Below are 24,628 nucleotides of genomic sequence, written 5' to 3' on the forward strand. Positions count from 1 at the left end.
GAGGTGGTACGGCACCAGGGACTCGAACCCTGAACCCGCTGATTAAGAGTCAGCTGCTCTGCCAGTTGAGCTAGTGCCGCGCGGGAAAGAACGTTAGCAGCCCTGCGGCCCTGCGAGCGAACCGGTGCCCTGCGTCGTGACGAGGGTCACGGGCGAGGGTCACGGGCGAGGGTCACGGGCGAGGGTCAAGAGCGCGGCCACTGCGGCACGGACTCCTCACGCACGAGCCGGGCCGCGGTCGGGCCGGGCGCGGTGAGGTCCGCGACGAGCGCGAGCGGGACGCGCGACTCGAGGAGCGCACGGATGCGCTCGGGGCTCACGTCGACGTCCGGCACCGTCGGCGGGCGTCCTGACGGCACGGGCGGCCGCGCGGCGAGGTCGCTCATGGACTCCTCCTCGGGGACCGGCGACCGTCCGCGCCCCCTGGCCGCCGGGCGTCAGCACACCACCCGAACCTGGCAGTCGCCCGTCGAGGGCCGCTCCTCCACGGAATCCACACAGATCGTGCGGCTCACAGGTACAGGCCGGTGCCCTCCCCGGTCGCGCGCGGGGCGGCGACCGCGTGCACGTCCTTCTCGCGCAGGAGCACGTACGTCACCCCCTCCAGCTCGACCTCGGCGCGGTCCTCCGGGTCGAACAGCACGCGGTCCTGGACCTCGACCTGCCGCACGTGCTGACCCACGGCACGCACGCGCGCCCACGCGAGCCGCTTGCCGACCGCCGCCGTGGCGGGGATGACGATGCCGGCGGCCGAGCGCCGCTCCGCCGCGTCGTCGTCGAGCTCGACGAGGAGCCGGTCGTTGAGCATGCGGATCGGCAGCGGTCCGGCACCGGGGCTCGGGGTGGGGCTCGTGGTCGTCGCTGGCTGGGGCTCGGGCGTCGTGCTCACGCGCCGACGCTACCCCGCGCGCCGTAGGCTGACGCCAGCCGGTGACCGGGCGGCCGCCGCCCCACCCGCCGTCAGCCCGCAAGGACCGTCAGCCCGCAATGACCGTCAGCCCGCAAGGAGACCTCATGCCCCGCCTCGCCGTCGGCGACGTCGCACCCGACTTCACGCTGCCCACGGCGGACGGCGGCTCGCTGACGCTCTCGGACCTGCGCGGGCGCCGGGTGGTCGTGTACTTCTACCCGGCCGCGGGGACGCCGGGCTGCACGAAGCAGGCGTGCGACTTCCGCGACTCGCTCGCGGCACTCCAGGGAGCGGGCCTGACGGTCGTCGGCGTGTCACCCGATCCGGTGGCGAAGCTCGCGGCGTTCGCCGCCGAGGAGCACCTGACCTTCCCGCTGGTGTCCGACGAGTCGCGCGAGACCCTGCAGGCGTGGGGTGCGTACGGCGAGAAGCAGCTGTACGGCAAGACGGTCACCGGCGTCATCCGGTCGACGGTCGTGCTCGACGCGGACGGCGTGGTCGAGCTCGCGCAGTACAACGTGCGCGCGACGGGCCACGTCGCGAAGCTGCGCCGGGACCTCGGCATCGCCTGACCGGTCATGGCCCGACCGGTCATGATGGGGTGTGGGAGGATCGGCGCCCCGGCGGAAGTGGTGAAACGGCAGCCACGCCAGGTTTAGGTCCTGGTGCCCTCGCGGGCGTGCGGGTTCGACTCCCGTCTTCCGCACCGCGCGGTGCCCCCCCGCTCGTGGCGGGCCGGGGCTCCGCCTCCTCAGGTGTCGAGCACCCGACCGGCCTCACGGCCGGTCCCACGCCGGTCCGCGTCTCGCCATGCGGACCGGTCGCGTGGACACACCCAGACAATTGCCCAGCCGAACCAACAAATCGGCACATTGGCACGTTTCACCTGAAACCTCGTCGGCCAAACCGGTCCGTGTCGCCCGAAGTGCTTCATATCCTCTCCGTGGGAGCGCGCTCACACACCGGCCTCGCGACGCAGACGTGCGTCGTCCCCTGACTGCCGGTCGGCCCCACGCGAGTCCGTCGTGACTCGGCACCGATGAGGAGATCGCATGTCCAGAACGTCCCCGCGCGCCCGTGCCGCAGCAACCCTGATGACGGGGTTCCTCGCGGCCGCCCTCGCGGCGTGCAGCGCCACCGCGAGCGCCGACACCTCCGACGCGGCGACCGCCGCGGGCAGCGGTGCCGGCGGGCTCGTCACGGTCGGGTTCGCGCAACGACCGGGCGCCGACGAGGGTTGGCGCGACGCGAGCACCGCGTCGCTGCGGGCGAACCTCACGTCCGAGAACGGCGTCGAGCTCGTCGTCGCGGACACGCAGCGCACGCAGGCCGAGCAGGTCGCGGCCCTGCGCGGGTTCGTCGAGCAAGGGGTCGACGTGATCGTCTTCTCGCCGGCGGTCGAGACGGGCTGGGACGAGGTGCTCCAGGAGGTCAAGGACGCGGGCATCCCGCTGGTGCTCGTCGACGGCGCGCTCGACAGCCTCGTCGTCGAGCCCTACCTCACGTGGATCGGCCACGACTTCGAGGGCGAAGGCGTCGCCGCGGGCGAGTGGGTCGTGGCGCACCACCCCGACGCGCAGGTGGTCCAGGTCGTGGGCGCGGCCGACTCGCGGTCGCAGCGCGACCGCGCGACCGGCTTCGCGTCCGCCGTCGGGGCCAAGAACGTCGTGGGCAAGGCGGCGGGCGACGGGACGCGCGCCGGCGGGCGGGCCGCGACGGCCGCCTTGCTCGAGGCCCACCCCGAGCTCGACGTCGTCCTCGCGCACGGCGACGACATGGCGCTGGGCGCGGTCGAGGCGGTCACGGGCGCCGACAAGGTCCCGGGCGAGGACGTCGTCGTCGTCGCGATCGGGGGGAGCCGCGCGAGCCTGCAGGCCCTCGTCGACGGGGAGATCGGCTACGTCGTGGAGTGCAACCCCGCGTTCGGCGAGCAGGTCCTCGACGCCGTGACGAAGGCGCACCAGGGCGTCGACCTGCCGCGCCGGTTCATCGTCATGGACCGCGCGTTCGACTCCTCCGCGACGCAGGCCGACGTCGACGCCCGCCCGTACTGACGCCGGCCGCGGGTCGGCTCCCCCGGCCCGTGTGAAGCGATTGGGAGGGTTACGCCGTCCTCTACCCGGTGGCGAGGCTGCCCACAAGGGGCAGACGGCCCACCCGCGCGGGTCCCGCGCGGGTGGGCCCCACGAGAGGACGTACGCGATGCATCCCAGCACGACGAGGTTCTGGCGCGCGGCGCTGGCGGCGACGACCGCGGTCGCGGCCGCGCTGGGCGCGACGGTCGCGGCGGTCGCGACCGGGAGCGCCGCCCAGGCGGCAGGCTGCCAGGTGGCCTGGAGCACCAGCTCCTGGCCGGGCGGTTTCACCGCCGACGTCCGGGTGACGCCCGGCGCGGCCACGCACGGCTGGACGCTCACCTGGACCTGGCCGTCGGGCCAGCGCGTCACCCAGGCGTGGAGCTCGACCGTCACGCAGTCGGGCTCGGCGGTGACCGTGACGAACGCGCCGTGGAACGGCGAGCTCGCCGCCGGCGCCACGACGTCGTTCGGGTTCCAGGGCACGTGGACGGGCGAGAACGCGGCGCCGACCGACTTCGCGCTCGACGGTGTCGCGTGCAACGGGGGCACGACGCCGACGCCGGACCCGACCGTCGACCCGACCGACGAGCCGACGCAGGACCCGACGGACGACCCCACGCAGGACCCGACCGACGAGCCCACCACCGAGCCGACGCAGGACCCGACCGACGAGCCGACGCAGGACCCCACGGACGACCCCACGACGACGCCGGCGACGTGCGGCACCGCGGTGTTCTGCGACGGGCTGGAGACCCAGACGAGCGCCACACCGTCCGGCACCTGGGCCGTGACGTACCCCGACTGCTCGGGCAGCGGGCGGGCCGTCGTCGACTCGACGGTCGCGCACTCCGGCAGCCGGTCGCTGCGCGTCGACGGCGGGGCCGGCTACTGCAACCACGTGTTCGTCCAGGCGCAGCCGAGCGCCCCGCTGCCGCGCACGGTGTACGTGCGGTTCTGGGTCCGCCACACCACCGCCCTGCCCGTCTCGCACACGACGTACCTGGCGATGCGGGACGCGAACGACGGCAACCGTGACCTGCGCATGGGAGGCCAGAACGCGCTGATGCAGTGGAACCGCTCGTCGGACGACGCGACGCTGCCCGAGCAGAGCCCCGCCGGTCTGACCCGGACCGCGCAGCTGCCCGCGGGCGGGTCGTGGCACTGCGCCGAGGTGCTCGTCGAGGGCGCCGCGGGGCGTCTGACGACGTACCTCGACGGCTGGGCCGTGCCGGGCCTGATCGTCGACGGCACGCCGACGCACGACATCGACGGCCAGTGGCTGAACAAGGCCTGGTCGCCCCGGCTCACCGACCTGCGGCTCGGCTGGGAGTCCTACGGCGACGGCGCCGACACGCTGTGGTTCGACGACGTCGTCGTCGCCGACAGCCGCGTGGGCTGCTGACGGACCGGCCCCCGCCCGCTGCGGGGCCGTGAGACGACGACGGCGCCCACCCCGCCGGGGGTGGGCGCCGTCGTGTCAGCGGGCGAGGGCCGCCTGCAGGGTCAGGCCTGACCGTCCGAGGCCGCGGCGATCTTCGCGCGGACCTCGTCCATGTCGAGGTCCTTGACCGCCTGGACGACCTGCTCGAGCGCGGGCCCGGGCAGCGCACCGGCCTGGTTGAAGACGAGGATGCCCTCGCGGAAGGCCATGAGCGTCGGGATCGAGAAGATCTGGAGCTCGGCGGCGAGCTGCTGCTCGGCCTCGGTGTCGACCTTGCCGAACACCACGTCCTGGTGCTGCTGCGACGACGCCTCGAAGACGGGACCGAACCGCTTGCACGGCCCGCACCACTCCGCCCAGAAGTCCACGAGGACGATGTCGTTGTCGGCGATGGTCTGGCCGAGGGTGTCGGCGGTGAGCGTCGTGGTGGCCATGGCGGCCCTCCTTCAGGGTCTCGGGGGTTCCGCCCGCTAGAAGGCGTCGCACGCTCGGGGTATTCCCGTGCCCGGGGCGATTCGGGCTCCCTGCGCGCGCCTGTGACCCGTTCGCGGGCGAGCACGGTAGAACGGCACGGTGACCGAGACGGCCGAGTTCCCGCCCTCCCCCGAGCGCCCGTCGGGCTGGCTCCCGCCCGAGGAGATCGCGCGCGTGCGTGGCCTCATGCCGCTCGTCTACGTCGACGCGGTCCCGGTGCGCGTGGACGACTCCGGCGACGTCGTCGCGGTCGGGCTGCTGCTGCGCGTGACGCGCGAGGGCGTGATGTCGCGCGCGCTCGTCTCGGGCCGCGTGATGTACCACGAGCGGGTGCGGGACGCCCTGGTCCGGCACATCGAGAAGGACCTCGGGCCGGTCGCGCTGCCGCAGATCCCCGCCTCGCCGCAGCCGTTCACGGTCGCGGAGTACTTCCCCACGCCGGGCGTCACGTCGTACCACGACCCCCGCCAGCACGCGGTGTCGCTCGCGTACGTCGTGCCCGTGCTGGGCGACTGCCGCCCGCAGCAGGACGCGATCGACCTCGCCTGGCTGACGCCGGAGGAGGCGTGCGGCGAGCAGGTGCAGGTCGAGATGACCGGCGGGCAGGGCGTGCTGCTGCGCCAGGCGATGGCGCACGTGGGCCGCCTGCCCTGAGCCCCCGGGCCCCTGGGCCCCCGAGCCGCGGCGTCCGTCGTCAGGTCAGGTCGAGCACCGGCCAGTCCGCCAGGTCGGCGCGCATGCGCCGGTCGTGGGTCGCGACGACGACCGCGGCGGACGTCGAGCGCAGGGCGGCCGTGAGCTCGTCGACGAGGCCGACCGACAGGTGGTTGGTCGGCTCGTCGAGCACCAGCACGTGCGGCGCCGCGAGCAGCGCGCACGCGAGGTCGAACCGGCGGCGCTGCCCGACGGACAGCTCGCGCACCGGACGCTCGAGGTCCTCCTCGGTGAGCAGGCCGAGCGCGGCGACGGGGACGAGCTGCTCGGGGTCGAGCAGCCCCTGCCCCAGCAGGTCGAGCGCGTGGCGCGCGTACGCGTCGAACGCCGACGGTCCGCGGGGCGCGTCCGCGACGAGCCCGGCCGGGCCGGCCGTCACGTCGGCGTGCTCCGTGGGACCCTCCTGCCCCAGCACGCCGAGCCGCACACCGGGCGCGACGGTGCGCGTCCCGCGGTCGAGCGGCAACGCGCCGACGAGCGCGGCGAGCAGCGTCGACTTGCCGGACCCGTTCGGTCCGACGACGAGCAGCCGTGACGCGGCGGCGACCTCGAGGCGCCGCCCCGGCAGGTCGAGCCGCACCCCGTGCGGGCCGAGCACGCGCGGGGCACGCAGCTCGAGCAGCGGGCCGGCGTGCGCGGCCCGGCGGTCCGCGTCCGGGTCGAGCGGGCGGTCCGGGTCCGCGCCCGTCGAGGCGCGCCGCGGCAGGCTCGGCAGGTCCGGGAACTGCAGGGTCGGCGGGGGCACGGGCACCGCGACGGCCTGCGCCTCGAGCCGCTGGACGAGCCGGTCGGCGGCCTTGACGTGGATGCGGGCGCGCGTGCCGCGGCGGTGCTTGTCGGAGCCCTTGGGCGGGCGCCACTCGTCGGACAGACCCTCGTACGACGCGTCGAGGCGCTGCGCGAGCTGCAGCGCGCGCTTGCGCTCGGCCCGGTAGCGGGCGCGCCACCGGCGCAGCATCTGGTCCTTCGTGAACCGGTAGTCGGCGTAGCGGGTCGCCCCGTACAGGGCGGGGCGGCCGTCCATCGCGGGGTCGAGGTCGAGGATCGCGGTCATGACGTCGTCGAGCAGCTGCCGGTCGTGCGTGACGATCACGACGGCCCCGGGCCACTCGCGCAGCAGCCCGGTGAGGTAGTCGATGCCCGCCGCGTCGAGGTGGTTGGTCGGCTCGTCGAGCAGCAGCACGTCCGAGCGTTCGCCCACGCGGCACGCGAGGCGCACGCGGTACCGCTCGCCGACGCTCAGCTCGGCCAGGCGCCGGTCCGGCTGGCGCGGGGCGCCGAACCGCGTGAGCGCCTCGTCGACGCGACGGTCGACGTCCCACGCCGCGAGCTGCTCGTACCGCGTCATCGCCGCGGTGAGCGCGGCCAGGTCGCCGGTCTCGTGGTCGAACGCGGCGATGACCGACTCGAGCTCCGCGGCGACCGCACGCACGCCGGCGCCCGTGCCGCGCACGAGCGTGCCGACGGTGTCGTCGGGGCGCACGACGAGCTCCTGGTCGACGACCGCGAGCGAACCCGAGCGCCGCACCGTGCCCGACGAGGGTGCGAGGTCGCCCGCGAGCACGCGCAGCAGCGTCGTCTTGCCCGCGCCGTTCTCCCCGACCAGGCCCACCCGCTCACCCGCCGAGACGGTCAGGTCGAGCCGGTCGAGCACGGGCCGGCCCGGGTAGCCGAACGTCACGGCGTCCGCGACGAGCTGGACCGCACCCGGCAGGGCGTCGGGGGCGGGCATCAGCCGCCGGTGCCCTCGTCGGGACCGGACAGGACGCGCGCGACGACCGGCGCGAGCGCGCGGAACGCCTGCCCCCGGTGGCTGATCGCGTTCTTCTCCTGCGCGGAGAGCTCGGCGCACGTGCGCGACTCGCCGAGCGGCACGAGCGCCGGGTCGTACCCGAAGCCTCCGGCACCCCGCGGCGCGAGCGCGAGCGTCCCGACGAGCGCGCCCGTCTCGACGTGCTCGAACCCGTCGGGCGTCACGAGCGCCGCCGCGCACACGAAGCGCGCACCGCGGTGGGGGTCGCGGATGTCGGCGAGCTGCGCGAGCAGCAGCTCGAGGTTCGCCGCGTCGTCGCCGTGCCGCCCCGCCCAGCGCGCCGAGAAGATGCCGGGTGCGCCGCCGAGCACGTCCACGGCCAGGCCGGAGTCGTCCGCGACCGCGGGCAGACCCGTGAACGCCGCGAGCGCGCGGGCCTTGAGCAGCGCGTTCTGCTCGAACGTCACGCCGTCCTCGACGGGCTCGGGCGCGCCGACGTCACGGGCGCCCACCACCGCGTCGGCCGCCAGGCCGGGGAGCACGGGGGCGAGGATCGCGCGCAGCTCGCCGACCTTGTGCGCGTTGTGCGTGGCGAGCACCAGGCGCGCGCCGGCCGGGACGCTCACGCGACGCCCTCGACGCGCGTCGCCGAGCCGTCCGAGGGCGGCGCCGCGAGCGCGGCGGCCTGCAGCGCGGCGAGGCGTGCGGTGCCCGCGAGCGCGAGGTCGAGCAGCGCGTCCAGCTCGCTGCGCACGAACGGCGCGTGCTCGGCGGTGCCCTGCACCTCGACGAACGCCCCCGAGCCGGTCACGACGACGTTCATGTCGGTCTCGGCGCGCACGTCCTCCACGTACGGCAGGTCGAGCACCGGCACGCCGTCGACGATCCCGACGCTCACGGCCGACACCGAGTCGCGCAGGACCTGGCGACCCGGTGCGACGATCCGCTGGTCGACCGCCCAGGCCACCGCGTCGGCGAGCGCCACGTAGGCGCCGGTGATCGACGCGGTGCGCGTGCCGCCGTCGGCCTGCAGCACGTCGCAGTCGAGGACGACGGTGTTCTCGCCCAGGGCCGCGACGTCCACGACGGCGCGCAGCGAGCGGCCGATCAGCCGCGAGATCTCGTGCGTGCGGCCGCCGACCTTGCCGCGCACCGACTCGCGGTCCGAGCGGCTGTCCGTGGCGCGCGGCAGCATCGAGTACTCGGCCGTGACCCAGCCCTCCCCCGAGCCCTTGCGCCAGCGCGGGACACCCTCCGTGAAGGACGCGACGCACAGCACCTTCGTGCCACCGAACTCGACGAGGACCGAGCCCTCGCCGGCGGTCAGGAACCGGCGCGTGATGGTGACGGGCCGCAGCTCGTCGGCGGCACGCCCGTCCGGGCGCGCGGAGGTCACAGGGGTGGAAGACATGCCACGAGCCTAACGACCCGGGCGCGCGGCCCCGTCGGCGGTCCGGGCCGCGTGACGCCGCGCGGGGGTGCGCTCAGAGCGTGAACACCGCACCGGGACGAGCGACGTCGATCCGGCCCGCGTACGCGCGGGACGCGTGGGCGACCACGTCGCGCGGGTCCTCCCACGCGGTCAGGTGCGTCAGCACCAGGCGGCCGCTGCCCCCGCGCGCCGCCGCGGCGCCCGCCCGTGCACCGGTCAGGTGGATGCCCCGCACGTGGTCGTCCAGCCCGTCCCGGAACCCGGCCTCGCACAGCAGCAGGTCCGTCCGTGCGAGCGTGTCGAGGCCGGGACACTCGTCCGTGTCGCCCGTGTACCCGAGCGTCACGTCGCGCGACGGGTCCTCGTCGGAGGGCCCCGCCACGAGCAGCCCGAACGCCGGCACGGGGTGCTCGACCGGCACCGGCGTGAGGGTCAGCGGCCCGATGCGCACCGGCGCGGCCGGGTCCCACGTGCGGAACCGGAACTGCCCGTCCAGCTCGGTCGCCGGGTCCTTGCCGGCCATGTCCGCGAGCCGCTGCTGGGTCCCCTCGGGGCCCCACACGTCGACCGCGGGCAGCGGACCGTCGGGCCGGTAGCGGCGCAGCACGTTGAGCACGACGAGGTCCGCGACGTGGTCCGAGTGCAGGTGCGAGACCGCGACCGCGTCGAGCGCCGTCGGGTCGCCGTAGCGCTGCAGCGGGCTCAGCGCACCGTTGCCGATGTCGAGCAGCACGTTCCACGTGCGCCCGTCGGCGTCGTCGGCCTGCACGAGGTACGACGAGGCGGCCGCCTCCGCCGACGGGTACGAGCCGGCGCAGCCGATCACGACGAGTCTCATCTCGGGGCCTCCGCGGCGCGACGACGACGGGTCTCGGGGCTGGTGGGACCGTCCGGCGGGGCCGTCACGGTTGGCGTCACGGCTGCCGTCACAGGTGCCGTCACCGCAGGGCCCCGGCGGGCTCGACGGCGTCGACCTCGGGCCCCAGGAACCGGCGGGCGAGCGTCCGGAACGACTCCGGGTCACCCGTCGCGAGGAAGCGGTGCTGCGGCGGGCCGGCGTCGACAGAGCGCTCGAGACCGTGCGCGACGAGCGTGCGGTAGACGTCCTTCGCGGTCTCCTCGGCGCTCGAGACGAGCGTGACCTCCTCGCCCATGACGTACGAGATCGCGCCCGTCAGCAGCGGGTAGTGCGTGCAGCCCAGCACGAGCGTGTCGACCCCCGCCTCGCGTACCGGGTCGAGGTACTCGTGCGCGACCGCGAGCACCTCGGGGCCGGACGTCACGCCCGCCTCGACGAGCGGCACGAACCGCGGGCACGCCTGCGTCACGAGGCTCAGGCCGGGGGCGACCGCGAACGCGTCGTCGTACGCGAGCGACTCCACGGTCGCCCGCGTGGCGATCACGCCGATCCGCCCCGTGCGCGTCGCGGCGACCGCGCGTCGCGCCGCGGGCAGGATCACCTCGACCACGGGGATGCCGCGGCGCAGCGTGTACCGCTCGCGCGCGTCGCGCAGCATCGCCGCCGACGCCGTGTTGCACGCGATGACCAGCAGCTTCACGCCGGCATCGACCAGGTCGTCCATCACCTGCAGCGCGAACGCGCGCACGGCGGCCAGGGGCTTGGTGCCGTACGGCGTGTTGAGGGTGTCGCCGATGTAGAGCGTCGACTCGTGCGGGAGCTGGTCGAGGATCGCTCTCGCGACCGTCAGGCCCCCGACGCCGGAGTCGAAGATCCCGATGGGCGCGTCGTTCACGCGGACGAGCCTAGCCCGCGGATCCGCCGCGTCCCTCCGGGCCGGGGCCGGGGCCGCCGTGTGTCGCGTCACGCGAGCGGACCCGGACGAGCATCGCGGTGACGAGCGTCTCCTGCAGCTCCGAGAGCATCGCGTACACGCCGATGAACGCGCGGCGCACGGCCGCGGCCTCTCCACCGTCGCCGCCGCCGCCGTCCCGTCCGCCGCCCGCGTCGTGGCCGGACGCCGCGTGCAGCTCGGCGTAGACGCGCTCACCGTCCTCGTCGGTCCGGATCCCGAGGCGGTCGGCCAGCACGATCCGCACGTCCGTCATCGCCGCCGCCACGGCCGGGGCCTCCGCGGCCGTGATGGCGACCGCGTCCCCCTGCCGCCCGCCCGGTGTGCGCAGCGCGTGCCACCACGTGCGCAGCCCGGCGATCTTGCGCGCCCGCAGGTCGGCGTCCGTCAGGCGGCGGAACTCCGCGGCCTGCTCCGGGTCGTCGCTCGCGTCGGGCAGCAGCCGGCGCACCGCGGGGTCCGTCGGTGCCTCGACCGGTCGCTGCCAGGGCCAGCCGAGCGCGTGCAGCGGTGGCTCCTCGACGAGCTCGTCGTCGTCGAGCTCGTCGGAGGCGTCGGCGTGGGACGGCGCGCCCACGTCCGTACGCAACCGGCCCGCCGTGCGGAACTTCTCGGCGCCGAGCAGCACCGCGACCTCGGACGCGATGCCCGCGAGGACCGCACGCTCGTCGGCGTCGAGCCGCGCCACGTACTCCTGCTGGCGTGCGACGAACCCGCGCATCAGTGCCCGCTGCGCTGCAGGGTCGCCCACAGCCCGAACCCGTGCATCGCCTGCACGTCGACCTCCATCGCCTCGAGCGTGCCGCGCGAGACGACCGCCCGGCCCTCGGTGTGCACTCGCCGCATCAGCTGCTCGGCGACCGTGCGCGGGTGCCCGAAGTACGACTCGAACACGTACGTCACGTAGGTCATGAGGTTGACCGGGTCGTTCCAGACGATCGTCACCCACGGGTCGTCGACCGACGTCTGCGCGTCGGAGGCGACGACCTCGTCGAGATGCGGTGCCGAGCTCACGGGGACCACTCTAGGCAGCGCGCACACGTGCTTCACCCCTAGCGTGTGGCCATGACGACGCACGCCACGTCCGCGCTCCTGACAGACCGGTACGAGCTGACCATGCTGCAGGCGGCGCTGCGTGACGGCACGGCACAGCGGCGGTGCGTCTTCGAGGTGTTCACGCGTCGCCTGCCGCCCGGGCGGCGGTACGGGGTGGTGGCCGGCACGGGCCGCGTGCTCGAGGAGCTCGACCGGTTCCGGTTCGGGACGGCCGAGCTCGACTGGCTCGCGGACGAGCGCGTCGTCGACGACGCGACGCTCGAGTTCCTGGCGGGGTACCGGTTCACGGGCTCCGTCGTCGGCTACGCCGAGGGCGAGGTGTTCTTCCCGCAGTCCCCCGTGCTCGTCGTCGAGGGCACGTTCGCGGAGGCGGTGCTGCTCGAGACGTTCGTGCTCTCCGTCCTGAACTACGACTCCGCGGTGGCGTCCGCGGCGTCCCGCATGACCAGCGCGGCGCTCGACCGCCCGTGCCTCGAGATGGGCTCGCGGCGCGCGCACGAGTGGGCGGGCGTCGCCGCCGCGCGCGCCGCGGCGGTCGCCGGGTTCGCGGGGACCTCGAACCTCGAGGCGGGCCGCCGCTACGGCATCCCGACGATCGGCACGGCCGCCCACGCGTTCACGCTGCTGCACGACGACGAGGCCGCCGCGTTCGCGTCGCAGGTCGACGCGCTCGGCGCGGGCACCACGCTCCTGGTCGACACGTACGACGTCCGCAGCGGTGTCGCCGCGGCGCTCGAGGCCGCCGGGCCGGGCCTCGGCGCGGTGCGGCTCGACTCGGGCGACCTGGCCGTCCTCGCGCACGAGGTCCGCGCGCAGCTCGACGCCGCCGGCGCGCGGTCCGTGCGGATCACCGTGACGTCCGACCTGGACGAGCACGCCATCGCCGCGCTCGCGGTCGCCCCCGTCGACTCCTACGGCGTCGGCACGTCGGTCGTCACCGGCTCGGGCGCGCCCACGTGCGGGATGGTCTACAAGCTCGTCGCCCGCGAGGACCGGGACGGGGTCATGCAGCCCGTCGCGAAGGCCTCCACCGCCAAGACCAGCGTCGGTGGTCGCAAGGCCGCGGCACGCCGCACGGTCGACGGGCGGGCCGTCGAGGAGGTCCTCGTCGCGGGGCCCGACGAGCGGGTGCGGGCCGTCTCCGCGTCGCCCGACACGGCGCTCGCGTCGTTCGCGGACGACCGCGGCCCCGACGTGCTGCGCCCGCTGCACGTGCCGCTCGTCGTGGAGGGCGAGGTCGACCCCCGCTGGACGGGTCCGCGAGGCGTCACGACCGCCGCCGAGCGGCACCAGGAGTCCCGGGCCGAGCTGCCCCGGGGGGCGCGGCGCCTGTCCGCCGACGAGGCCGCGGTACCGACGGTCGCGCTCACGCTCGACTGACGTCCTGCGCCCCAGGACGCGGGCCCGCCCCACGCACGACGGACATGCACGACGGACACGCACGACGGACGCCGGCCCCCCGTCGCGGGGGCCGGCGTCCGTCTGTCGTGTCGCGGGCGCGTCAGGCGCCCACCGAGGTCGTCGCTACACGCGACGACGGCCCGCGAGGGCCAGGACGAGGCTCACGACCAGGACGGCGAGACCGATCCAGATGAGGAACTGGCCGACGCCTCCGAAGCCGAGGACCAGCAGGACGACACCGATGATGACGAGGATGAGCCACGAGGGCATCGCGTACCCCTTTCGTCGGCCGGCAGGGGGACTGCCGGCGGGAGGGAGCGGGGCCGGTCCGCGGCGCCCGCTCGTACGGTTCCGTGGGATTTCTCCGTGGAGCCTTGCGTTCTTCGAGCACGACAACGTTCCCGCGCCCCGCGGCGATCGGCACGTCGAACGCACCACTTGCGAGCGGATCGGCCGCTGCTATGTGGACGCGCGTCCACGGCGCTGACCTGCAGGTTCTCACGCAACGTCCAGCGCGCAGGCCGTCCATATCCTGAGACGGGGGTTGCGCCGGCCCTTCCGGAGGAGAAAGGTCAAGCGATTAGGGCGCCGCTGACCACGTGCCGACGAGCTAGCGCTTGCCGACGAGCTAGCGCTTGCCGACGAACCAGCCGCGCACCATCGCGATGCGCGCCTCGAGCTGCGCCGGGTCCGCGAGAGCGACCTCCGGCCCCCCGCACCGCCGCCGCAGCTCCGCGTGCACCGACCCGTGCGGCTGCCCGCTGCGCCGCGCCCACCCGCCCACGAGCTGCGCGAGCTCCTTGCGCAGCTCCGCCTGCCGGCGGTGGTCCATCGCCTCGAGGTCCGGTGCCGCGGTCCGGACGGACCGCCGGCCCTTGAGCTGGTCGGCCTGGCGCTGTCGCAGCAGCGCGGACACCTGGTCGGCGTCGAGCAGCCCCGGCAGGCCGAGGAAGTCCAGCTCCTCGTCGGAGCCCACCTCCGCGCCCGTGCCGAACTCGCCGCCGTCGAACAGCACGCGGTCGAACGACGCCTGCGCCTCGAGCGCCTCGAACGTGCCCTGCAGGCCGTCCGAGCCGACCGCGTCCGGCCCGTTCTGCTCACGGTTCGCCGCGGCGAGCAGCGCGTCCTCGGGGTTGAAGCCCGCGCCGTCCTCCTCCGCGGTCCTCGGCCGGTCGAGCGCGTGGTCGCGCTCGGCCTCGAGGGTGTTCGCGAGCTCGAGCAGCTGCGGGACGGACGGCAGGAACACCGACGCCGTCTCACCCCGCCGGCGCGCCCGGACGAACCGCCCGACGGCCTGCGCGAAGAACAGCGGCGTCGACGTGCTGGTCGCGTACACGCCCACCGCCAGCCGGGGCACGTCCACGCCCTCGGAGACCATGCGCACCGCCACGAGCCAACGCGAGTCGCCGGCGGAGAACTCGTCGATCTTGTCGCTCGCGCCGTCGTCGTCGGACAGCACGACCGTGGGCGAGGTGCCCGTGATCCGCGCGATGTGGCCCGCGTACGCGCGCGCGTCGGTCTGGTCGGTCGCGATGATCATCGCGCCCGCGTCCGGCACGCTGCGCCGCACCTCCGTGAGCCGGCGGTCGGCGGCCTGGATGACGGCCGGGATCCACTCGCCGCCCGGGTCCAGCGCCGTGCGCCACGCCTGCGCGGTCATGTCCTTGGTCATGGCCTCGCCGAGCCGGGCGCTGACCTCGTCGCCCGTCTTCGTGCGCCAGCGCATGGCGCCCGAGTAGGACAGGAAGATCACCGGGCGCACCACGTGGTCGCGCAGCGCGTCGCCGTAGCCGTAGGAGTAGTCCGCGACCGAGCGGCGGATGCCGTGCGCGTCACGCTCGTACGTGACGAACGGGATCGCGGCGGTGTCCGAGCGGAACGGCGTGCCCGTCAGCGCCAGGCGCCGCTCGGCGCCATCGAACGCCTCGCGCACGCCGTCGCCCCAGGACAGCGCGTCCCCGCCGTGGTGCACCTCGTCGAGGATCACGAGCGTGCGCGCCGCAGTGGTGCGGGCCGCGTGCAGCGCCGGCTTGTTCGCGACCTGGGCGTACGTCACCGCCACGCCGTCGAACCCGTGCCCGTGCCGCCCCTGCGCGTTCGAGAAGCTCGGGTCGAGCCGGATCCCGACGCGCGCGGCCGCGTCCGCCCACTGCCGCTTGAGATGGTCGGTGGGCGCCACGACCGTGACGCGGCGCACCACGCGCCGCTCGAGCAGCTCGGTCGCGATGCGCAGCGCGAACGTCGTCTTGCCCGCGCCGGGCGTCGCGACCGCGAGGAAGTCCCGCGGCTCCCGTGCCCGGTAGAGCTCGAGCGCCTCGGCCTGCCAGGCCCGCAGCTTGCCCGCCGTCCCCCAGGGCGCACGCGACGGGAAGGCCGGCGGCAGGTGCGATGCCGCCGACGTCGACGCGTGCGTGGTGGACGGTTCGAAGGCGGCGCTCAACGCCCGCCGCGCCCGAAGCCCCAGCGGCGCCCGCCGCCCGAGCCTCCGGAGCCGCCGTCACCGCCGGACTGCCCGTCGCCGTCCTGCGGCGGCCGCAGACCCTCGTAGATCTGCTTGCACGTGGGGCACACGGGGAACTTGTTCGGGTCCCGGCCCGGGACCCACACCTTGCCGCACAGCGCGACGACCGGCTTCCCGGTCACCGCGGACTCCGTGATCTTCTCCTTGCGCACGTAGTGCGCGAACCGCTCGTGGTCGCCCGGCTCGACCTGCTCGGTCGACTCCGTGCGCTCGAGGACGCTGGTCCCCGTCGCCTGGTCCGGGCCGAACGGGTCGTCGGGGCCGGCGGGCGGGAACTGCGGTTCACTCATGTCGGGCAGTCTACGTCGCACGGCCGACACCCCACGGGGGTCGGTCTCGCGCAGCGGGACGCGCCCGGCCGACGTCAGAGCGTCTGCCACGCGGGCTTGGCCGCGTACGTCTCGCGGTAGTAGTCGGCCAGCTGCAGACGGCTCGCCGCCGCGTCGTCCACGAGCACCGTGACGTGCGGGTGGTGCTGCAGCACGGTGGCCGGCCACAGCGCGGACACCGGCCCCTCGACGAGCTGGTGGACCGCCTCGGCCTTGCTACGGCCCTGCGCGAGCAGCACCAGGTGGCGCGCCGCCATGATCGTCGCGAGCCCCTGGGTGAGGCAGTGCGTGGGCACCGCCGTCACGTCGTCGTCGAAGAACCGCGCGTTGTCCTCACGCGTCTGGCGCGTGAGCGTCTTGATGCGTGTGCGCGACGCGAGCGACGAGCCCGGCTCGTTGAACGCGACGTGCCCGTCCGTCCCGATGCCCAGCAGCTGCAGGTCCACCCCGCCGGCGTCCGCGATCGCGCGCTCGTAGCCGGCGCACGCGGCCGCGAGGTCCTGCGCCAGCCCGTCCGGCCCCAGGACGGCGCCCGGTGCGAGGTCGACCCGCGAGGCGATCTCGGCCTCGATGACGTTGCGGTACCGCTGCGGGTGGTCCGCCGGGAGCCCGACGTACTCGTCGAGCATGAACGCGCGCACGCGCGCGAACGACAGCCCGTCCTCGCGGTGGCGGCGCGCGAGCTCGTCGTACACCGCGAGCGGGCTGGACCCCGTCGCGAGCCCCAGCACCGCGGTGGGACGGGCACGAACGAGCCGCTCGACCGCGTCCGCCGCGAGCCGCGCGAGCGCGGGCGCGGGTGCGATCACGACCTCCATCAACGACCTCCTCGGGCGACGAGCGCCGCCCCGACGGCGCCCACGGGCAGTCCCGCGGGCGCGAGCTGGACCCGGCCGGGCAGGTCGGCCGCCGCCAGGAACGGCGACGACGCGGCCTGCCGCTCGAGCTCGACGACGAGCGCGTGCAGCAGCGGCTCACCGAGCTGCGCGACCCCGCCGCCGATGACCACCCGGCCGACGTCGCACGTGAGCACGAGCACGCGGACCGCGCCGGCGACCGCGGCGACGAACTCGTCGCGCACCCGCACGGCCAGCGGCTCCCCCGCCGCCGCGGCCTCGAAGACCTCCACGGGCGCGGGCCGGCCCGAGCGTGCGGGTCCCCACGCGGCGTCGAGCGCCGAGCCGGACGCGTACCGCTCGAGGCAGCCCGACTGGCCGCACTTGCACGGCAGCCCGTCGGGCACGTAGCGCAGGTGGCCGATCTCGCCCGCGGCGCGGTGCGGGCCGCGGCGCAGCCGGCCGTCGAGCATGATGCCCGCCGCGAGCCCGGTCCCGAGGGCGATGAACGCGAGGTCGTCGACCGTCTCGCCCGACCGCTCGCGCAGCACGTGCGCGGCGCCCAGGACGGCCGCGTTGAGGTCGTTCTCGAGGACGACACGCGGGGTGCGCGCCGCGTCGCGGCCGTCCGCGAGCGCGGCGGCGACGAGGGCGGCGAGCGGCGCGGGCCGGTCGATCCCGAGGTTCACCGCGTTCGCGACCGTGCCCTCGCCGGGGTCCACCACGCCGGGCACGCCCACGCCGACGCCCGTGAGGTCCTCGAGCGCCACGCCCGCACGCGCCGCGGCGCGCCGGACGGCCCCCGCGGCGTGCTGCGCGACCGCGGTGGCGCCGCTCGGCGTCGGCGAGACGTCGCGCTCGCCCACGCGACCCTCGTCGTCCAGCACGACCGCGACCGTGGTCGTCCCGCCGACGTCGACGCCCACGGACGGGCCCGCGCCGACGCCGGGGCGTGGTGCGGGAGGGGCGAGCGCGTGGCCCGTCGCCGGGCTCGGGGGCCCGGTCGTCGTGAGGTCCGTCATCGCTCAGCCCTTGACCGCGCCGGAGACCAGGCCGGACGTCATCCGGCCCTGCACGACCAGGAAGAACACGATCACGGGGATCGCGATGAGCGTCGAGGCGGCCATCACCTGGCCCCAGTCGACGCCGCGGTTCGCGGACGCCGACAGGAACTCGCGCAGCCACAGCGGCAGCGTCTGGCTGGACTGCGACGGCAGCGCGACGAGCGCGATCGTGAACTCGTTCCACGCCTGCAGGAACGCGTACACGCCCGACGCGACGAGGCCCGGTGCGAGCAGCGGGAAGGTGATGCGCAGGAACGCCTGCGTGCGGGACAGGCCGTCGACCATCGCGGCCTCCTCGAGCTCGGCGGGCACGCCCGCGACGAACCCGCGCAGCATCCAGATGGTGAACGGGATGACCGCCGCGGTGTAGAGCACGGTGACGCCGATGACGGAGTCGAGCAGGTGCACGCCCGAGAGCATCTTGTACTGCGCGATGAACAGCCCCTCGGCGGGCAGCATCTGGATGAACAGCACCGCGAGCACGAACGACCGGCGCCCGCGGAACCGCCACCGGCTGATGGCGAGCGCACCGAAGAACGCGAACACCAGGACCGCCAGGACGGTGAGCGAGGTGACCGCGAGGCTCAAGCGCAGCGCGCTCGTGAACCCGCCACCCTCGAGCACGCGGGAGAAGTTGACCCCGGTCGCGTGCAACGGCAGGAACTCGGGCGTCGACGAGCGCAGGTACGCGGCGGGCGTGAACGCCGAGAGCACCATCCAGTACACGGGGAACACCCAGACGAGCGCGCACACCAGGCCGACCGCCCCGAGCGCGATGCCGCGCACGCGACGGCGGGTGCGGCCGGGCGCGTGCTGCGGGCGGGCCGCGTCGGACCGGGTGACGGTCGCGGGACGCGACGGCTGCGCGGGCGCGATGGCGCTCATGCGTCCTCCTTCAGGAGACTGCGGACGTACGGCCAGCTCAGCGCGACGGTGAGGAGCAGGACGAAGATCGAGACCGCGGCCGCGCCGCCGAAGTCCTGCCGGCTCATGCCGAGCTCGTAGATGAAGTTGCCGAGCAGGTTGGTCTCGGAGACGGGGGCGCCGGCGTCCTGCAGCAGGCGGATCTGCGCGAACACCCGCAGGTCCCAGATGACCTGCAGCAGCAGGACGATCGAGAGCACGGGCTTCACCATCGGCAGCAGGATGTGCCACAGCTGCTGACGTCCCGACGCCCCGTCGATGCGCGCGGCCTCGAGGACCTCCTCGGGCACCGCGGTCAGGCCCGCGTAGATCGACAGCGCCACGAACGGGACCGACATCCAGACGATGACGAGAGTCGCGACGAGGAAGAACGTGAACGGCTGAGACAGCCACGAGAAGTCGCGGAACCCGTCCAGGCCCAGCTGCACGAGCAGCCAGTTGACGACGCCCGTGCGGTAGTCGAACAGCCACTTGAACACGGTCACGCCGGCGACCATGGGCATGGCCCACGCGAGGAGCAGGCAGACCTGGAGCGTGAGGCGCACGGCGGTGTGCACGGCGCGCATGAGCAGGGCGAACGCCAACCCGATCGCGACCGTGAGCAGCGCGTTGACGAGGCAGAACACGATCGAGCGCGTGACGACCGCCCACAGGCTGTCGTCGGTGAAGACGCGCGCGAAGTTGTCGAGCCCGACGAACTGCGGCGGCTGGCCGAACTGCTGCTCGAGCCCGTACCTCTGCAGCGACATGACGACCTGCCGGCCGACGGGGTACGCGAGGCCTGCGAGCAGCGCGACGACCGCGGGGACGAGCAGGAGGTAGGGGGCGGCGGGTGCGCGGCGCCGGCGCACGCGGGGTGCGGTCGCCGGGCGGGCCGCCGGTGGGGTGGGGGCGCCGTCGGTGTGCGCGGGCACGCCGAGGGCGGCGTCGTGGGACATGGGGTCTCCTGGGGTCCGTGGCCGTGCGCGGAGCGCCACGGCCCGGGGGCCGTCCGCGGGGGTGCAGGGGGCTCCCCCGCGGACGGCCGGTTCTCGGGCGCGGCGGGTCAGCCCGCGGCGCCGCCGTTGAGCATCGGCGTGAGCTTGGCGTCGTACTCCTTCGCCAGCGCGGTCACGTCACCGCCGTCGGCGATCTTCTGGAACAGCTCTTCGTAGACGAACGCGCCCTCGATCGCGGCCCAGCCCGGCGCGGCCGGCGTGAGCTTCGAGGCCGCGGCCGTCTCGATCATCGTCTGGGCGAACTTGTCGTCGCCGAGCGAGGACACGTAGTCCGAGTTGCCCGGGCCGAGGCCCGCGCCGCCGAGCATCGTCTGGTACTCCTCCGAGAAGATGATCCGCAGGAGGTTCTCGGCGAGCTCGGGGTGCTGCGACTTGGCCGAGACGGCGATGTTGGAGCCGCCCGCGAACACCGGCGCGATGCCGCCCTCGACGCCCGGGAGCGCGAAGATGTCGAACTTCGTGTCGTCCGCCATGCCGTCGCGCACCTCCTCGCCCGCGTCGTTCTTGGTGATGTCGCCGATCGACCAGCGCGCCCAGCCCGGCGCCATGATCGTCGCGGCGTCCGGACCGGTGCCGTCGGTGCCGTCGTTGAGGAAGTCCCAGTACGCGACGTCGCGCTCGGTCGAGGGCAGGTTCGACGCCTTCTGGTACACCTCCTGCCACTGCTCGAGGCCCTTGATGGTGCTCGGGTCGGACAGCGTCGAGGTCCACGTCGTGCCGTCGACGGTCGCGAGCTCGCCGCCGTTGGCGAACACCCACGAGATGCCGTTGCGCCAGTCCTGGCCGCCCATCGCGAAGCCCGACTGCGTGTCGGTCTTGAGCTTGGCGACGGCCTCGGTGAACTCGGCGAGCGTCTGAGGCACCTCGACACCCGCCGCCGTCCAGATGTCCTTGCGGTAGAACATGTAGCGCGAGCCGAAGTAGTACGGCAGCGCGAAGTTCTTGCCGTCGACGGACCCCACGTCGACGAACGACTGGAGCAGCTTGTCGCCGCCGAGCTCGTCGTACAGCGGCGTGAGGTCGCGGAACGCACCGACCGTGGTGAACGTCGGCGACTGCGTGTTGCCGATCTCGACGACGTCGGGCGTGTTCGCCGCGTCGGGCAGCGCGGTGGTGAGCTTGGTGACCAGGTCGGGCCAGGCGACCTCCTCGATGGTCAGCGTCGAGCCGGGGTTCTGCTCGGCGAACGTGTCCACGAGGTACGTGCGCAGGTCCTTGTTGGTGTCGCCGCCGGCGAGCCACAGGGTGATGTCGGCCGCCTCGGCGGCCTGCGTGCCGTCGCCGCCGGCGGTCGTCGTGCCGTCCGCAGGCTCGTCCGAGCCGGAGCTGCAGGCGGTCAGCGCGAGCGTCGCCGCCACGCCGAGGGCCGCGAACCGTAGCATCTTCACGTTGGGGTTCCTCCCGAGTGCGAGGCGAGCGCCGGGGCGGCGTTCGCCGGGATGGTGCCGTGACACTGCAAGGGGGCGGCTCGGGGTCGTCACGTGACCCCGAGCTGCCCCGAGGACGAGCACCGCCGCACCGGCCAGCGCGCCGTCCTCGTCGAGCGAACCCATCCGCACCGCGAGCCCGCGCCCGATGACGGGCATGGTCCTGGTCCGGATGGCCGTGAGCGCCGCCTCGCGCAGGGGACCGTCCAGCAGCTCCGTGGGGCCGGAGAGCAGGACCTCCGCGAGGTCGAGCGCGCTGACGACGGGTGCCAGGGCGATGCCCAGCATCCGTCCGACCGACGCCAGCGCGGCGTCGGACTCCTGGGGGTCGAGGCCTGCGACGCGGCGGCGCAGGGCCGGCACGCTCAGCACGGTCTCGAGGCAGCCGGCGCGTCCGCACGCGCACGCGGCGGGTGTCTCGCCGGGGGTCGTCGCGTCGACGACGGTCACGTGGCCGATCTCGCCCGCGGCGTTGTTGCGGCCGAGCACGAGCGCGCCGTCGACGACGAGCCCGGCGCCGACGCCCTGCCCGACGGTCACGACCATCGAGCCGGAGCCGGACGCGCTGCCGTAGGTGAACTCGCCGAGCGCGCGGGCGTTGGCGTCGTTCGCGACGTGCACGGGGACCCCGAGCCGCGTGTGCAGCAGCGTGGCGAGCTCCAGGTCGTACCAGCCGCGGTTGGGCGCCTGCACGACGAGCCCGTCGGTGCGGATGACGCCGGGCGAGGCGATGCCGACGCCGATCACCGGACGGTCCGCGGCGGCCAGCAGCGCGCGGCACACCCCCTCGAGCGCGACGACGGCCGCCTCCCCCGAGCGCCCGTCGAGGGGAGCCTCGTGCCGCGAGACGACCTCGCCCGTGAGCGTGAGGACGGCGCCGAGGATCGTGGCGTCGTCGGTCAGGTCGACCGCGACCACCTGGAACGCCTCGGTACGCATCCCGACGAGCGTCGCGGGCTTGCCGACCTTGCCCTCGGACCGCACGCCGAGCTCCTCGACCAGCCCCTCCTCGATGAGGTCGGCGACGAGCGTCGAGACCGTGACGCGCGTGAGCCCGCTGCTGCGCGCGATGTCGGCGCGCGACGACGGGCCGGTGTGGAACAGGTGCGCGAGCACGAGCGACCGGTTGTGCACGCGGGCGTGCCCGGGCAGGACCTTCGCGGTGGGCCGCAGGGCTCGTCCGCGGGTTCCCGGCTGCGTGGTGGTCGCTGGCATGTTTGTTGGTAGACCTTCTTTATTAATCACGGGTCAAGAGCGTCCGGTGACCGTGATCACATCGTGACCGTCCCGACACGCGCCCGACTCACGCGCCCGGCCGTTCGCTCGGCCCGTGGCGTCCGGACGCGCCCGTCCGAGGTCAGGCGCGCGGGCGCCGGTCCACCAGGAACCACGTGGCGACGCCCAGCACGGCGGCGACCAGCGCGACCGAGGCCCACGCACCGAGCGAGGTGCGGGCCAGCACGTGGGACGCGACGAAACAGCCGGCGCCCAGGAGCACGAGCGCGGCGCAGCGCACCGGCCCCGCGGGCCGCCACGCCCGCACCACGCACCACGCCGCGCCGACCACGAGCACCGCTCCCCCGAGCAGGCGGACCCCGGTGAGCTGCGCGACGGCGAACGACACGACGAGCGACAGCGCGGCGAGCAGGGCGACAGGGACACGTCGAGGCACGCCAGGGACCCTACGTCGCCCGCCCGGGTCCCACGGACGTCCCGTGCGGCGACGTCCGCGTGCGCACTAGGTTGGGAGCCCTCGTCACTTCCCGGAGGGACCCACCGTGACCACCCCGATCGACCCCACGACGACGCCCGCCTGGCAGGACCTGTCGGAGCACGAGTCGACGCTCACGCCGGACCTGCGCGGCTGGTTCGCCGCCGACCCGCAGCGTGCGCAGCGCCTGACGTTCCGCCTCGCGGACCTGCACGTCGACCTGTCGAAGAACCTCGTGACCGACGAGACGCTCGCGCTGCTGGTGCAGCTCGCGGAGCAGACCGGCGTCGCGGACCGCCTGCAGGCGATGCTGCGGGGCGAGCACATCAACGTCACCGAGGACCGCGCGGTGCTGCACACCGCGCTGCGCCGTCCGGCCGGGTCCTCCCCCGCGCTCGTCGTCGACGGGCAGGACGTCGACACCGACGTGCAGGCCGAGCTCGAGAAGGTCTACGCGTTCGCCGACACGGTGCGCTCGGGCGAGTGGACCGGCGTGACCGGTGAGCGCGTGCGCACGGTCGTCAACATCGGCATCGGCGGCTCCGACCTCGGGCCCGTGATGGTCTACGAGGCGCTCAAGCCGTACGTCCAGGACGGCCTCGAGGTGCGGTTCGTCTCGAACATCGACCCGACCGACCTCGCGGAGAAGGTCAAGGGCCTCGACCCCACCACGACGCTGTTCATCGTCGCGTCCAAGACGTTCGGCACGCTCGAGACCCTGACCAACGCGCGCCTCGCGCGCGAGTGGCTGTGGCAGCAGCTCGCCGCCACGGGCGCGATCGCGGACACCGACGAGGCGCGCACCGCCGCGGTCGCGCAGCACTTCGTCGCGGTGTCGACCGCGCTCGACAAGGTCGCGGCGTTCGGCATCGACCCGGCGAACGCGTTCGGCTTCTGGGACTGGGTCGGCGGCCGCTACTCGGTGGACTCGGCGATCGGGACGTCGGTCGCCATCGCGATCGGCCCCGACGCGTTCCGTGACTTCCTCGCGGGCTTCCACGCGGTCGACGAGCACGTCGCGACGACGCCGTTCGCGCAGAACGTGCCCGTCCTCATGGGGCTGCTCAACGTCTGGTACGTCAACTTCCTGGGCGCGCACACGCACGCCGTGCTGCCCTACGCGCAGTACCTGCACCGGTTCCCGGCGTACCTGCAGCAGCTGACGATGGAGTCCAACGGCAAGTCCGTGCGCTGGGACGGCTCGCCCGTCACCACCGACACGGGCGAGGTGTTCTGGGGCGAGCCGGGCACCAACGGGCAGCACGCGTTCTACCAGCTCATCCACCAGGGCACGCGCCTGATCCCGGCGGACTTCATCGCCGTCGCCAACCCGGCCCACCCGCTGCAGGACGGCGGCACGGACGTGCACGGCCTGTTCCTGGCGAACTTCTTCGCGCAGACCAAGGCGCTCGCGTTCGGCAAGACCGCCGACGAGGTGCGCGCCGAGGGCACGGACGAGGCGATCGTCCCCGCGCGCGTCTTCTCGGGCAACCGCCCGACGACGTCCATCCTCGCCGCGGCCCTCACGCCGTCGGTGCTGGGCCAGCTCATCGCGCTGTACGAGCACATCACGTTCGTGCAGGGCGTGGTCTGGGGCATCGACTCGTTCGACCAGTGGGGCGTCGAGCTCGGCAAGAAGCTCGCGCTCGAGATCGCGCCGGCCGTCGAGGGCGATTCCGCGGCGCTCGACGCGCAGGACCCGTCGACCAAGCACCTGATCGAGACGTACCTGTCGCTGCGCGCCTGAC

25 protein-coding genes and 2 tRNA genes are annotated in these 24,628 nt (G+C 74.4%); 7 read left to right on the forward strand and 20 right to left on the reverse strand.

What is annotated here, in order from left to right:
- Positions 1 to 4 precede the first annotated feature (4 nt).
- The 3 genes from CUD01_RS08855 to CUD01_RS08865 form a co-directional block, all read right to left on the reverse strand.
- Positions 5 to 80 (reverse strand) — tRNA-Lys (locus tag CUD01_RS08855).
- A gap of 105 nt (positions 81 to 185) precedes the next feature.
- Positions 186 to 386, reverse strand: coding sequence for a hypothetical protein (locus CUD01_RS08860; protein ID WP_141320388.1), 201 nt, complete (start codon positions 384 to 386; stop codon positions 186 to 188).
- 125 nt (positions 387 to 511) lie between these two features.
- Positions 512 to 808 carry a co-chaperone GroES gene (locus tag CUD01_RS08865; protein WP_141320430.1) on the reverse strand — a complete coding sequence of 99 codons (297 nt, stop codon included), beginning with the start codon at positions 806 to 808 and terminating at the stop codon, positions 512 to 514.
- A 206-nt stretch (positions 809 to 1,014) separates the two neighbouring features.
- Here CUD01_RS08865 and CUD01_RS08870 point away from each other — a divergent pair, with 206 nt between their 5' ends.
- The 4 genes from CUD01_RS08870 to CUD01_RS08885 all read left to right on the forward strand — a co-directional run bounded on the left by CUD01_RS08870 (position 1,015) and on the right by CUD01_RS08885 (position 4,390).
- Positions 1,015 to 1,482: a peroxiredoxin gene (locus CUD01_RS08870; RefSeq protein ID WP_094179635.1), complete on the forward strand. Its 468-nt coding sequence runs from the start codon at positions 1,015 to 1,017 to the stop codon at positions 1,480 to 1,482.
- Positions 1,483 to 1,533: 51 nt separating this feature from the next.
- A tRNA-Leu gene (locus CUD01_RS08875) sits at positions 1,534 to 1,616 on the forward strand.
- A 346-nt stretch (positions 1,617 to 1,962) separates the two neighbouring features.
- The gene (locus CUD01_RS08880; RefSeq protein ID WP_141320390.1) at positions 1,963 to 2,964 is read left to right on the forward strand and encodes a substrate-binding domain-containing protein; all 1,002 of its coding nucleotides are present in this window, start codon (positions 1,963 to 1,965) and stop codon (positions 2,962 to 2,964) included.
- Between the two features lie 148 nt (positions 2,965 to 3,112).
- Positions 3,113 to 4,390: a cellulose binding domain-containing protein gene (locus tag CUD01_RS08885; protein ID WP_094179633.1), complete on the forward strand. Its 1,278-nt coding sequence runs from the start codon at positions 3,113 to 3,115 to the stop codon at positions 4,388 to 4,390.
- Positions 4,391 to 4,491: 101 nt separating this feature from the next.
- Here CUD01_RS08885 and trxA read toward each other — a convergent pair whose 3' ends face one another.
- The gene (trxA, locus tag CUD01_RS08890; RefSeq protein ID WP_141320392.1) at positions 4,492 to 4,863 is read right to left on the reverse strand and encodes a thioredoxin; all 372 of its coding nucleotides are present in this window, start codon (positions 4,861 to 4,863) and stop codon (positions 4,492 to 4,494) included.
- Positions 4,864 to 5,002: 139 nt separating this feature from the next.
- On the opposite strand from trxA, the gene CUD01_RS08895 reads away from it, so the two are divergent.
- The gene (locus CUD01_RS08895) at positions 5,003 to 5,557 is read left to right on the forward strand and encodes an NUDIX hydrolase family protein (protein WP_141320394.1); all 555 of its coding nucleotides are present in this window, start codon (positions 5,003 to 5,005) and stop codon (positions 5,555 to 5,557) included.
- 40 nt (positions 5,558 to 5,597) lie between these two features.
- Here the strand turns inward: CUD01_RS08895 and CUD01_RS08900 are convergent, their stop codons facing one another.
- The 7 genes from CUD01_RS08900 to clpS form a co-directional block, all read right to left on the reverse strand.
- The gene (locus CUD01_RS08900; protein WP_141320396.1) at positions 5,598 to 7,349 is read right to left on the reverse strand and encodes an ABC-F family ATP-binding cassette domain-containing protein; all 1,752 of its coding nucleotides are present in this window, start codon (positions 7,347 to 7,349) and stop codon (positions 5,598 to 5,600) included.
- Complete coding sequence (gene rdgB, locus CUD01_RS08905) at positions 7,349 to 7,996, reverse strand: RdgB/HAM1 family non-canonical purine NTP pyrophosphatase (protein WP_141320398.1); 648 nt, start codon at positions 7,994 to 7,996, stop codon at positions 7,349 to 7,351. The genes CUD01_RS08900 and rdgB overlap by 1 nt, the downstream gene beginning before the upstream one ends.
- Entirely contained in the window at positions 7,993 to 8,781 is a 789-nt protein-coding gene (gene rph / locus CUD01_RS08910; protein ID WP_094179628.1) for a ribonuclease PH, read from the reverse strand. Before rph ends, rdgB begins: the two co-directional genes overlap by 4 nt.
- Before the next feature lie 73 nt (positions 8,782 to 8,854).
- Positions 8,855 to 9,640 (reverse strand): MBL fold metallo-hydrolase, encoded by a 786-nt coding sequence (locus tag CUD01_RS08915; RefSeq protein WP_141320400.1) that lies wholly within the window; start codon positions 9,638 to 9,640, stop codon positions 8,855 to 8,857.
- Positions 9,641 to 9,740: 100 nt separating this feature from the next.
- Entirely contained in the window at positions 9,741 to 10,556 is an 816-nt protein-coding gene (gene murI / locus CUD01_RS08920) for a glutamate racemase (RefSeq protein ID WP_094179626.1), read from the reverse strand.
- Positions 10,557 to 10,566: 10 nt separating this feature from the next.
- On the reverse strand, positions 10,567 to 11,334 hold the full coding sequence (locus CUD01_RS08925; RefSeq protein ID WP_141320432.1) for a DUF2017 family protein: 768 nt from the start codon (positions 11,332 to 11,334) through the stop codon (positions 10,567 to 10,569).
- Entirely contained in the window at positions 11,334 to 11,627 is a 294-nt protein-coding gene (gene clpS / locus CUD01_RS08930; protein ID WP_094182069.1) for an ATP-dependent Clp protease adapter ClpS, read from the reverse strand. The genes CUD01_RS08925 and clpS overlap by 1 nt, the downstream gene beginning before the upstream one ends.
- A 51-nt stretch (positions 11,628 to 11,678) precedes the next feature.
- On the opposite strand from clpS, the gene CUD01_RS08935 reads away from it, so the two are divergent.
- Positions 11,679 to 13,049 carry a nicotinate phosphoribosyltransferase gene (locus CUD01_RS08935; protein WP_141320402.1) on the forward strand — a complete coding sequence of 457 codons (1,371 nt, stop codon included), beginning with the start codon at positions 11,679 to 11,681 and terminating at the stop codon, positions 13,047 to 13,049.
- Between the two features lie 144 nt (positions 13,050 to 13,193).
- On the opposite strand, the gene CUD01_RS16525 is transcribed toward CUD01_RS08935, so the two are convergent.
- From CUD01_RS16525 to CUD01_RS08980, 9 genes are all read right to left on the reverse strand, one after another.
- Positions 13,194 to 13,340, reverse strand: coding sequence for a hypothetical protein (locus tag CUD01_RS16525; protein WP_166772103.1), 147 nt, complete (start codon positions 13,338 to 13,340; stop codon positions 13,194 to 13,196).
- 358 nt (positions 13,341 to 13,698) lie between these two features.
- Positions 13,699 to 15,510, reverse strand: coding sequence for a DEAD/DEAH box helicase (locus tag CUD01_RS08940; RefSeq protein ID WP_141320404.1), 1,812 nt, complete (start codon positions 15,508 to 15,510; stop codon positions 13,699 to 13,701).
- A complete protein-coding gene (locus tag CUD01_RS08945) occupies positions 15,507 to 15,881 on the reverse strand; it encodes a DUF3039 domain-containing protein (RefSeq protein ID WP_094179623.1) in 375 nt (124 codons plus the stop codon). The genes CUD01_RS08940 and CUD01_RS08945 overlap by 4 nt, the downstream gene beginning before the upstream one ends.
- Positions 15,882 to 15,955: 74 nt before the next feature.
- Positions 15,956 to 16,738 (reverse strand): glucosamine-6-phosphate deaminase, encoded by a 783-nt coding sequence (gene nagB, locus CUD01_RS08950; protein WP_141320406.1) that lies wholly within the window; start codon positions 16,736 to 16,738, stop codon positions 15,956 to 15,958.
- Complete coding sequence (locus CUD01_RS08955) at positions 16,738 to 17,778, reverse strand: ROK family protein (protein ID WP_094179621.1); 1,041 nt, start codon at positions 17,776 to 17,778, stop codon at positions 16,738 to 16,740. The genes nagB and CUD01_RS08955 overlap by 1 nt, the downstream gene beginning before the upstream one ends.
- Before the next feature lie 3 nt (positions 17,779 to 17,781).
- The gene (locus tag CUD01_RS08960) at positions 17,782 to 18,705 is read right to left on the reverse strand and encodes a carbohydrate ABC transporter permease (protein WP_141320408.1); all 924 of its coding nucleotides are present in this window, start codon (positions 18,703 to 18,705) and stop codon (positions 17,782 to 17,784) included.
- Positions 18,702 to 19,682 (reverse strand): carbohydrate ABC transporter permease, encoded by a 981-nt coding sequence (locus CUD01_RS08965; RefSeq protein ID WP_141320410.1) that lies wholly within the window; start codon positions 19,680 to 19,682, stop codon positions 18,702 to 18,704. Before CUD01_RS08965 ends, CUD01_RS08960 begins: the two co-directional genes overlap by 4 nt.
- A 107-nt stretch (positions 19,683 to 19,789) precedes the next feature.
- A complete protein-coding gene (locus CUD01_RS17300) occupies positions 19,790 to 22,384 on the reverse strand; it encodes an ROK family protein (protein WP_307722674.1) in 2,595 nt (864 codons plus the stop codon).
- Positions 22,385 to 22,526: 142 nt separating this feature from the next.
- Positions 22,527 to 22,841 (reverse strand): hypothetical protein, encoded by a 315-nt coding sequence (locus CUD01_RS08980; protein ID WP_141320412.1) that lies wholly within the window; start codon positions 22,839 to 22,841, stop codon positions 22,527 to 22,529.
- A gap of 106 nt (positions 22,842 to 22,947) precedes the next feature.
- Here CUD01_RS08980 and pgi point away from each other — a divergent pair, with 106 nt between their 5' ends.
- A complete protein-coding gene (gene pgi / locus CUD01_RS08985; protein ID WP_141320414.1) occupies positions 22,948 to 24,627 on the forward strand; it encodes a glucose-6-phosphate isomerase in 1,680 nt (559 codons plus the stop codon).
- Position 24,628 lies beyond the last annotated feature (1 nt).

The organism is Cellulomonas uda (genome assembly GCF_006538705.1).
Taxonomy (GTDB): domain Bacteria; phylum Actinomycetota; class Actinomycetes; order Actinomycetales; family Cellulomonadaceae; genus Cellulomonas; species Cellulomonas uda.

Excerpts from the sequence above, each read along its gene's own strand:
- CUD01_RS08860 (WP_141320388.1), bottom strand. The coding sequence starts at position 386 with ATGAGCGACCTCGCCGCGCGGCCGCCCGTGCCGTCAGGACGCCCGCCG.
- CUD01_RS08865 (WP_141320430.1), bottom strand. The coding sequence starts at position 808 with ATGCTCAACGACCGGCTCCTCGTCGAGCTCGACGACGACGCGGCGGAG.
- CUD01_RS08870 (WP_094179635.1), top strand. The coding sequence starts at position 1,015 with ATGCCCCGCCTCGCCGTCGGCGACGTCGCACCCGACTTCACGCTGCCC.
- CUD01_RS08880 (WP_141320390.1), top strand. The coding sequence starts at position 1,963 with ATGTCCAGAACGTCCCCGCGCGCCCGTGCCGCAGCAACCCTGATGACG.
- CUD01_RS08885 (WP_094179633.1), top strand. The coding sequence starts at position 3,113 with ATGCATCCCAGCACGACGAGGTTCTGGCGCGCGGCGCTGGCGGCGACG.
- trxA (WP_141320392.1), bottom strand. The coding sequence starts at position 4,863 with ATGGCCACCACGACGCTCACCGCCGACACCCTCGGCCAGACCATCGCC.
- CUD01_RS08900 (WP_141320396.1), bottom strand. The coding sequence starts at position 7,349 with ATGCCCGCCCCCGACGCCCTGCCGGGTGCGGTCCAGCTCGTCGCGGAC.
- rph (WP_094179628.1), bottom strand. The coding sequence starts at position 8,781 with ATGTCTTCCACCCCTGTGACCTCCGCGCGCCCGGACGGGCGTGCCGCC.
- CUD01_RS08915 (WP_141320400.1), bottom strand. The coding sequence starts at position 9,640 with ATGAGACTCGTCGTGATCGGCTGCGCCGGCTCGTACCCGTCGGCGGAG.
- CUD01_RS08925 (WP_141320432.1), bottom strand. The coding sequence starts at position 11,334 with ATGCGCGGGTTCGTCGCACGCCAGCAGGAGTACGTGGCGCGGCTCGAC.
- CUD01_RS08935 (WP_141320402.1), top strand. The coding sequence starts at position 11,679 with ATGACGACGCACGCCACGTCCGCGCTCCTGACAGACCGGTACGAGCTG.
- CUD01_RS16525 (WP_166772103.1), bottom strand. The coding sequence starts at position 13,340 with ATGCCCTCGTGGCTCATCCTCGTCATCATCGGTGTCGTCCTGCTGGTC.
- CUD01_RS08945 (WP_094179623.1), bottom strand. The coding sequence starts at position 15,881 with ATGAGTGAACCGCAGTTCCCGCCCGCCGGCCCCGACGACCCGTTCGGC.
- nagB (WP_141320406.1), bottom strand. The coding sequence starts at position 16,738 with ATGGAGGTCGTGATCGCACCCGCGCCCGCGCTCGCGCGGCTCGCGGCG.
- CUD01_RS08955 (WP_094179621.1), bottom strand. The coding sequence starts at position 17,778 with ATGACGGACCTCACGACGACCGGGCCCCCGAGCCCGGCGACGGGCCAC.
- CUD01_RS08960 (WP_141320408.1), bottom strand. The coding sequence starts at position 18,705 with ATGAGCGCCATCGCGCCCGCGCAGCCGTCGCGTCCCGCGACCGTCACC.
- CUD01_RS08965 (WP_141320410.1), bottom strand. The coding sequence starts at position 19,682 with ATGTCCCACGACGCCGCCCTCGGCGTGCCCGCGCACACCGACGGCGCC.
- CUD01_RS17300 (WP_307722674.1), bottom strand. The coding sequence starts at position 22,384 with ATGCCAGCGACCACCACGCAGCCGGGAACCCGCGGACGAGCCCTGCGG.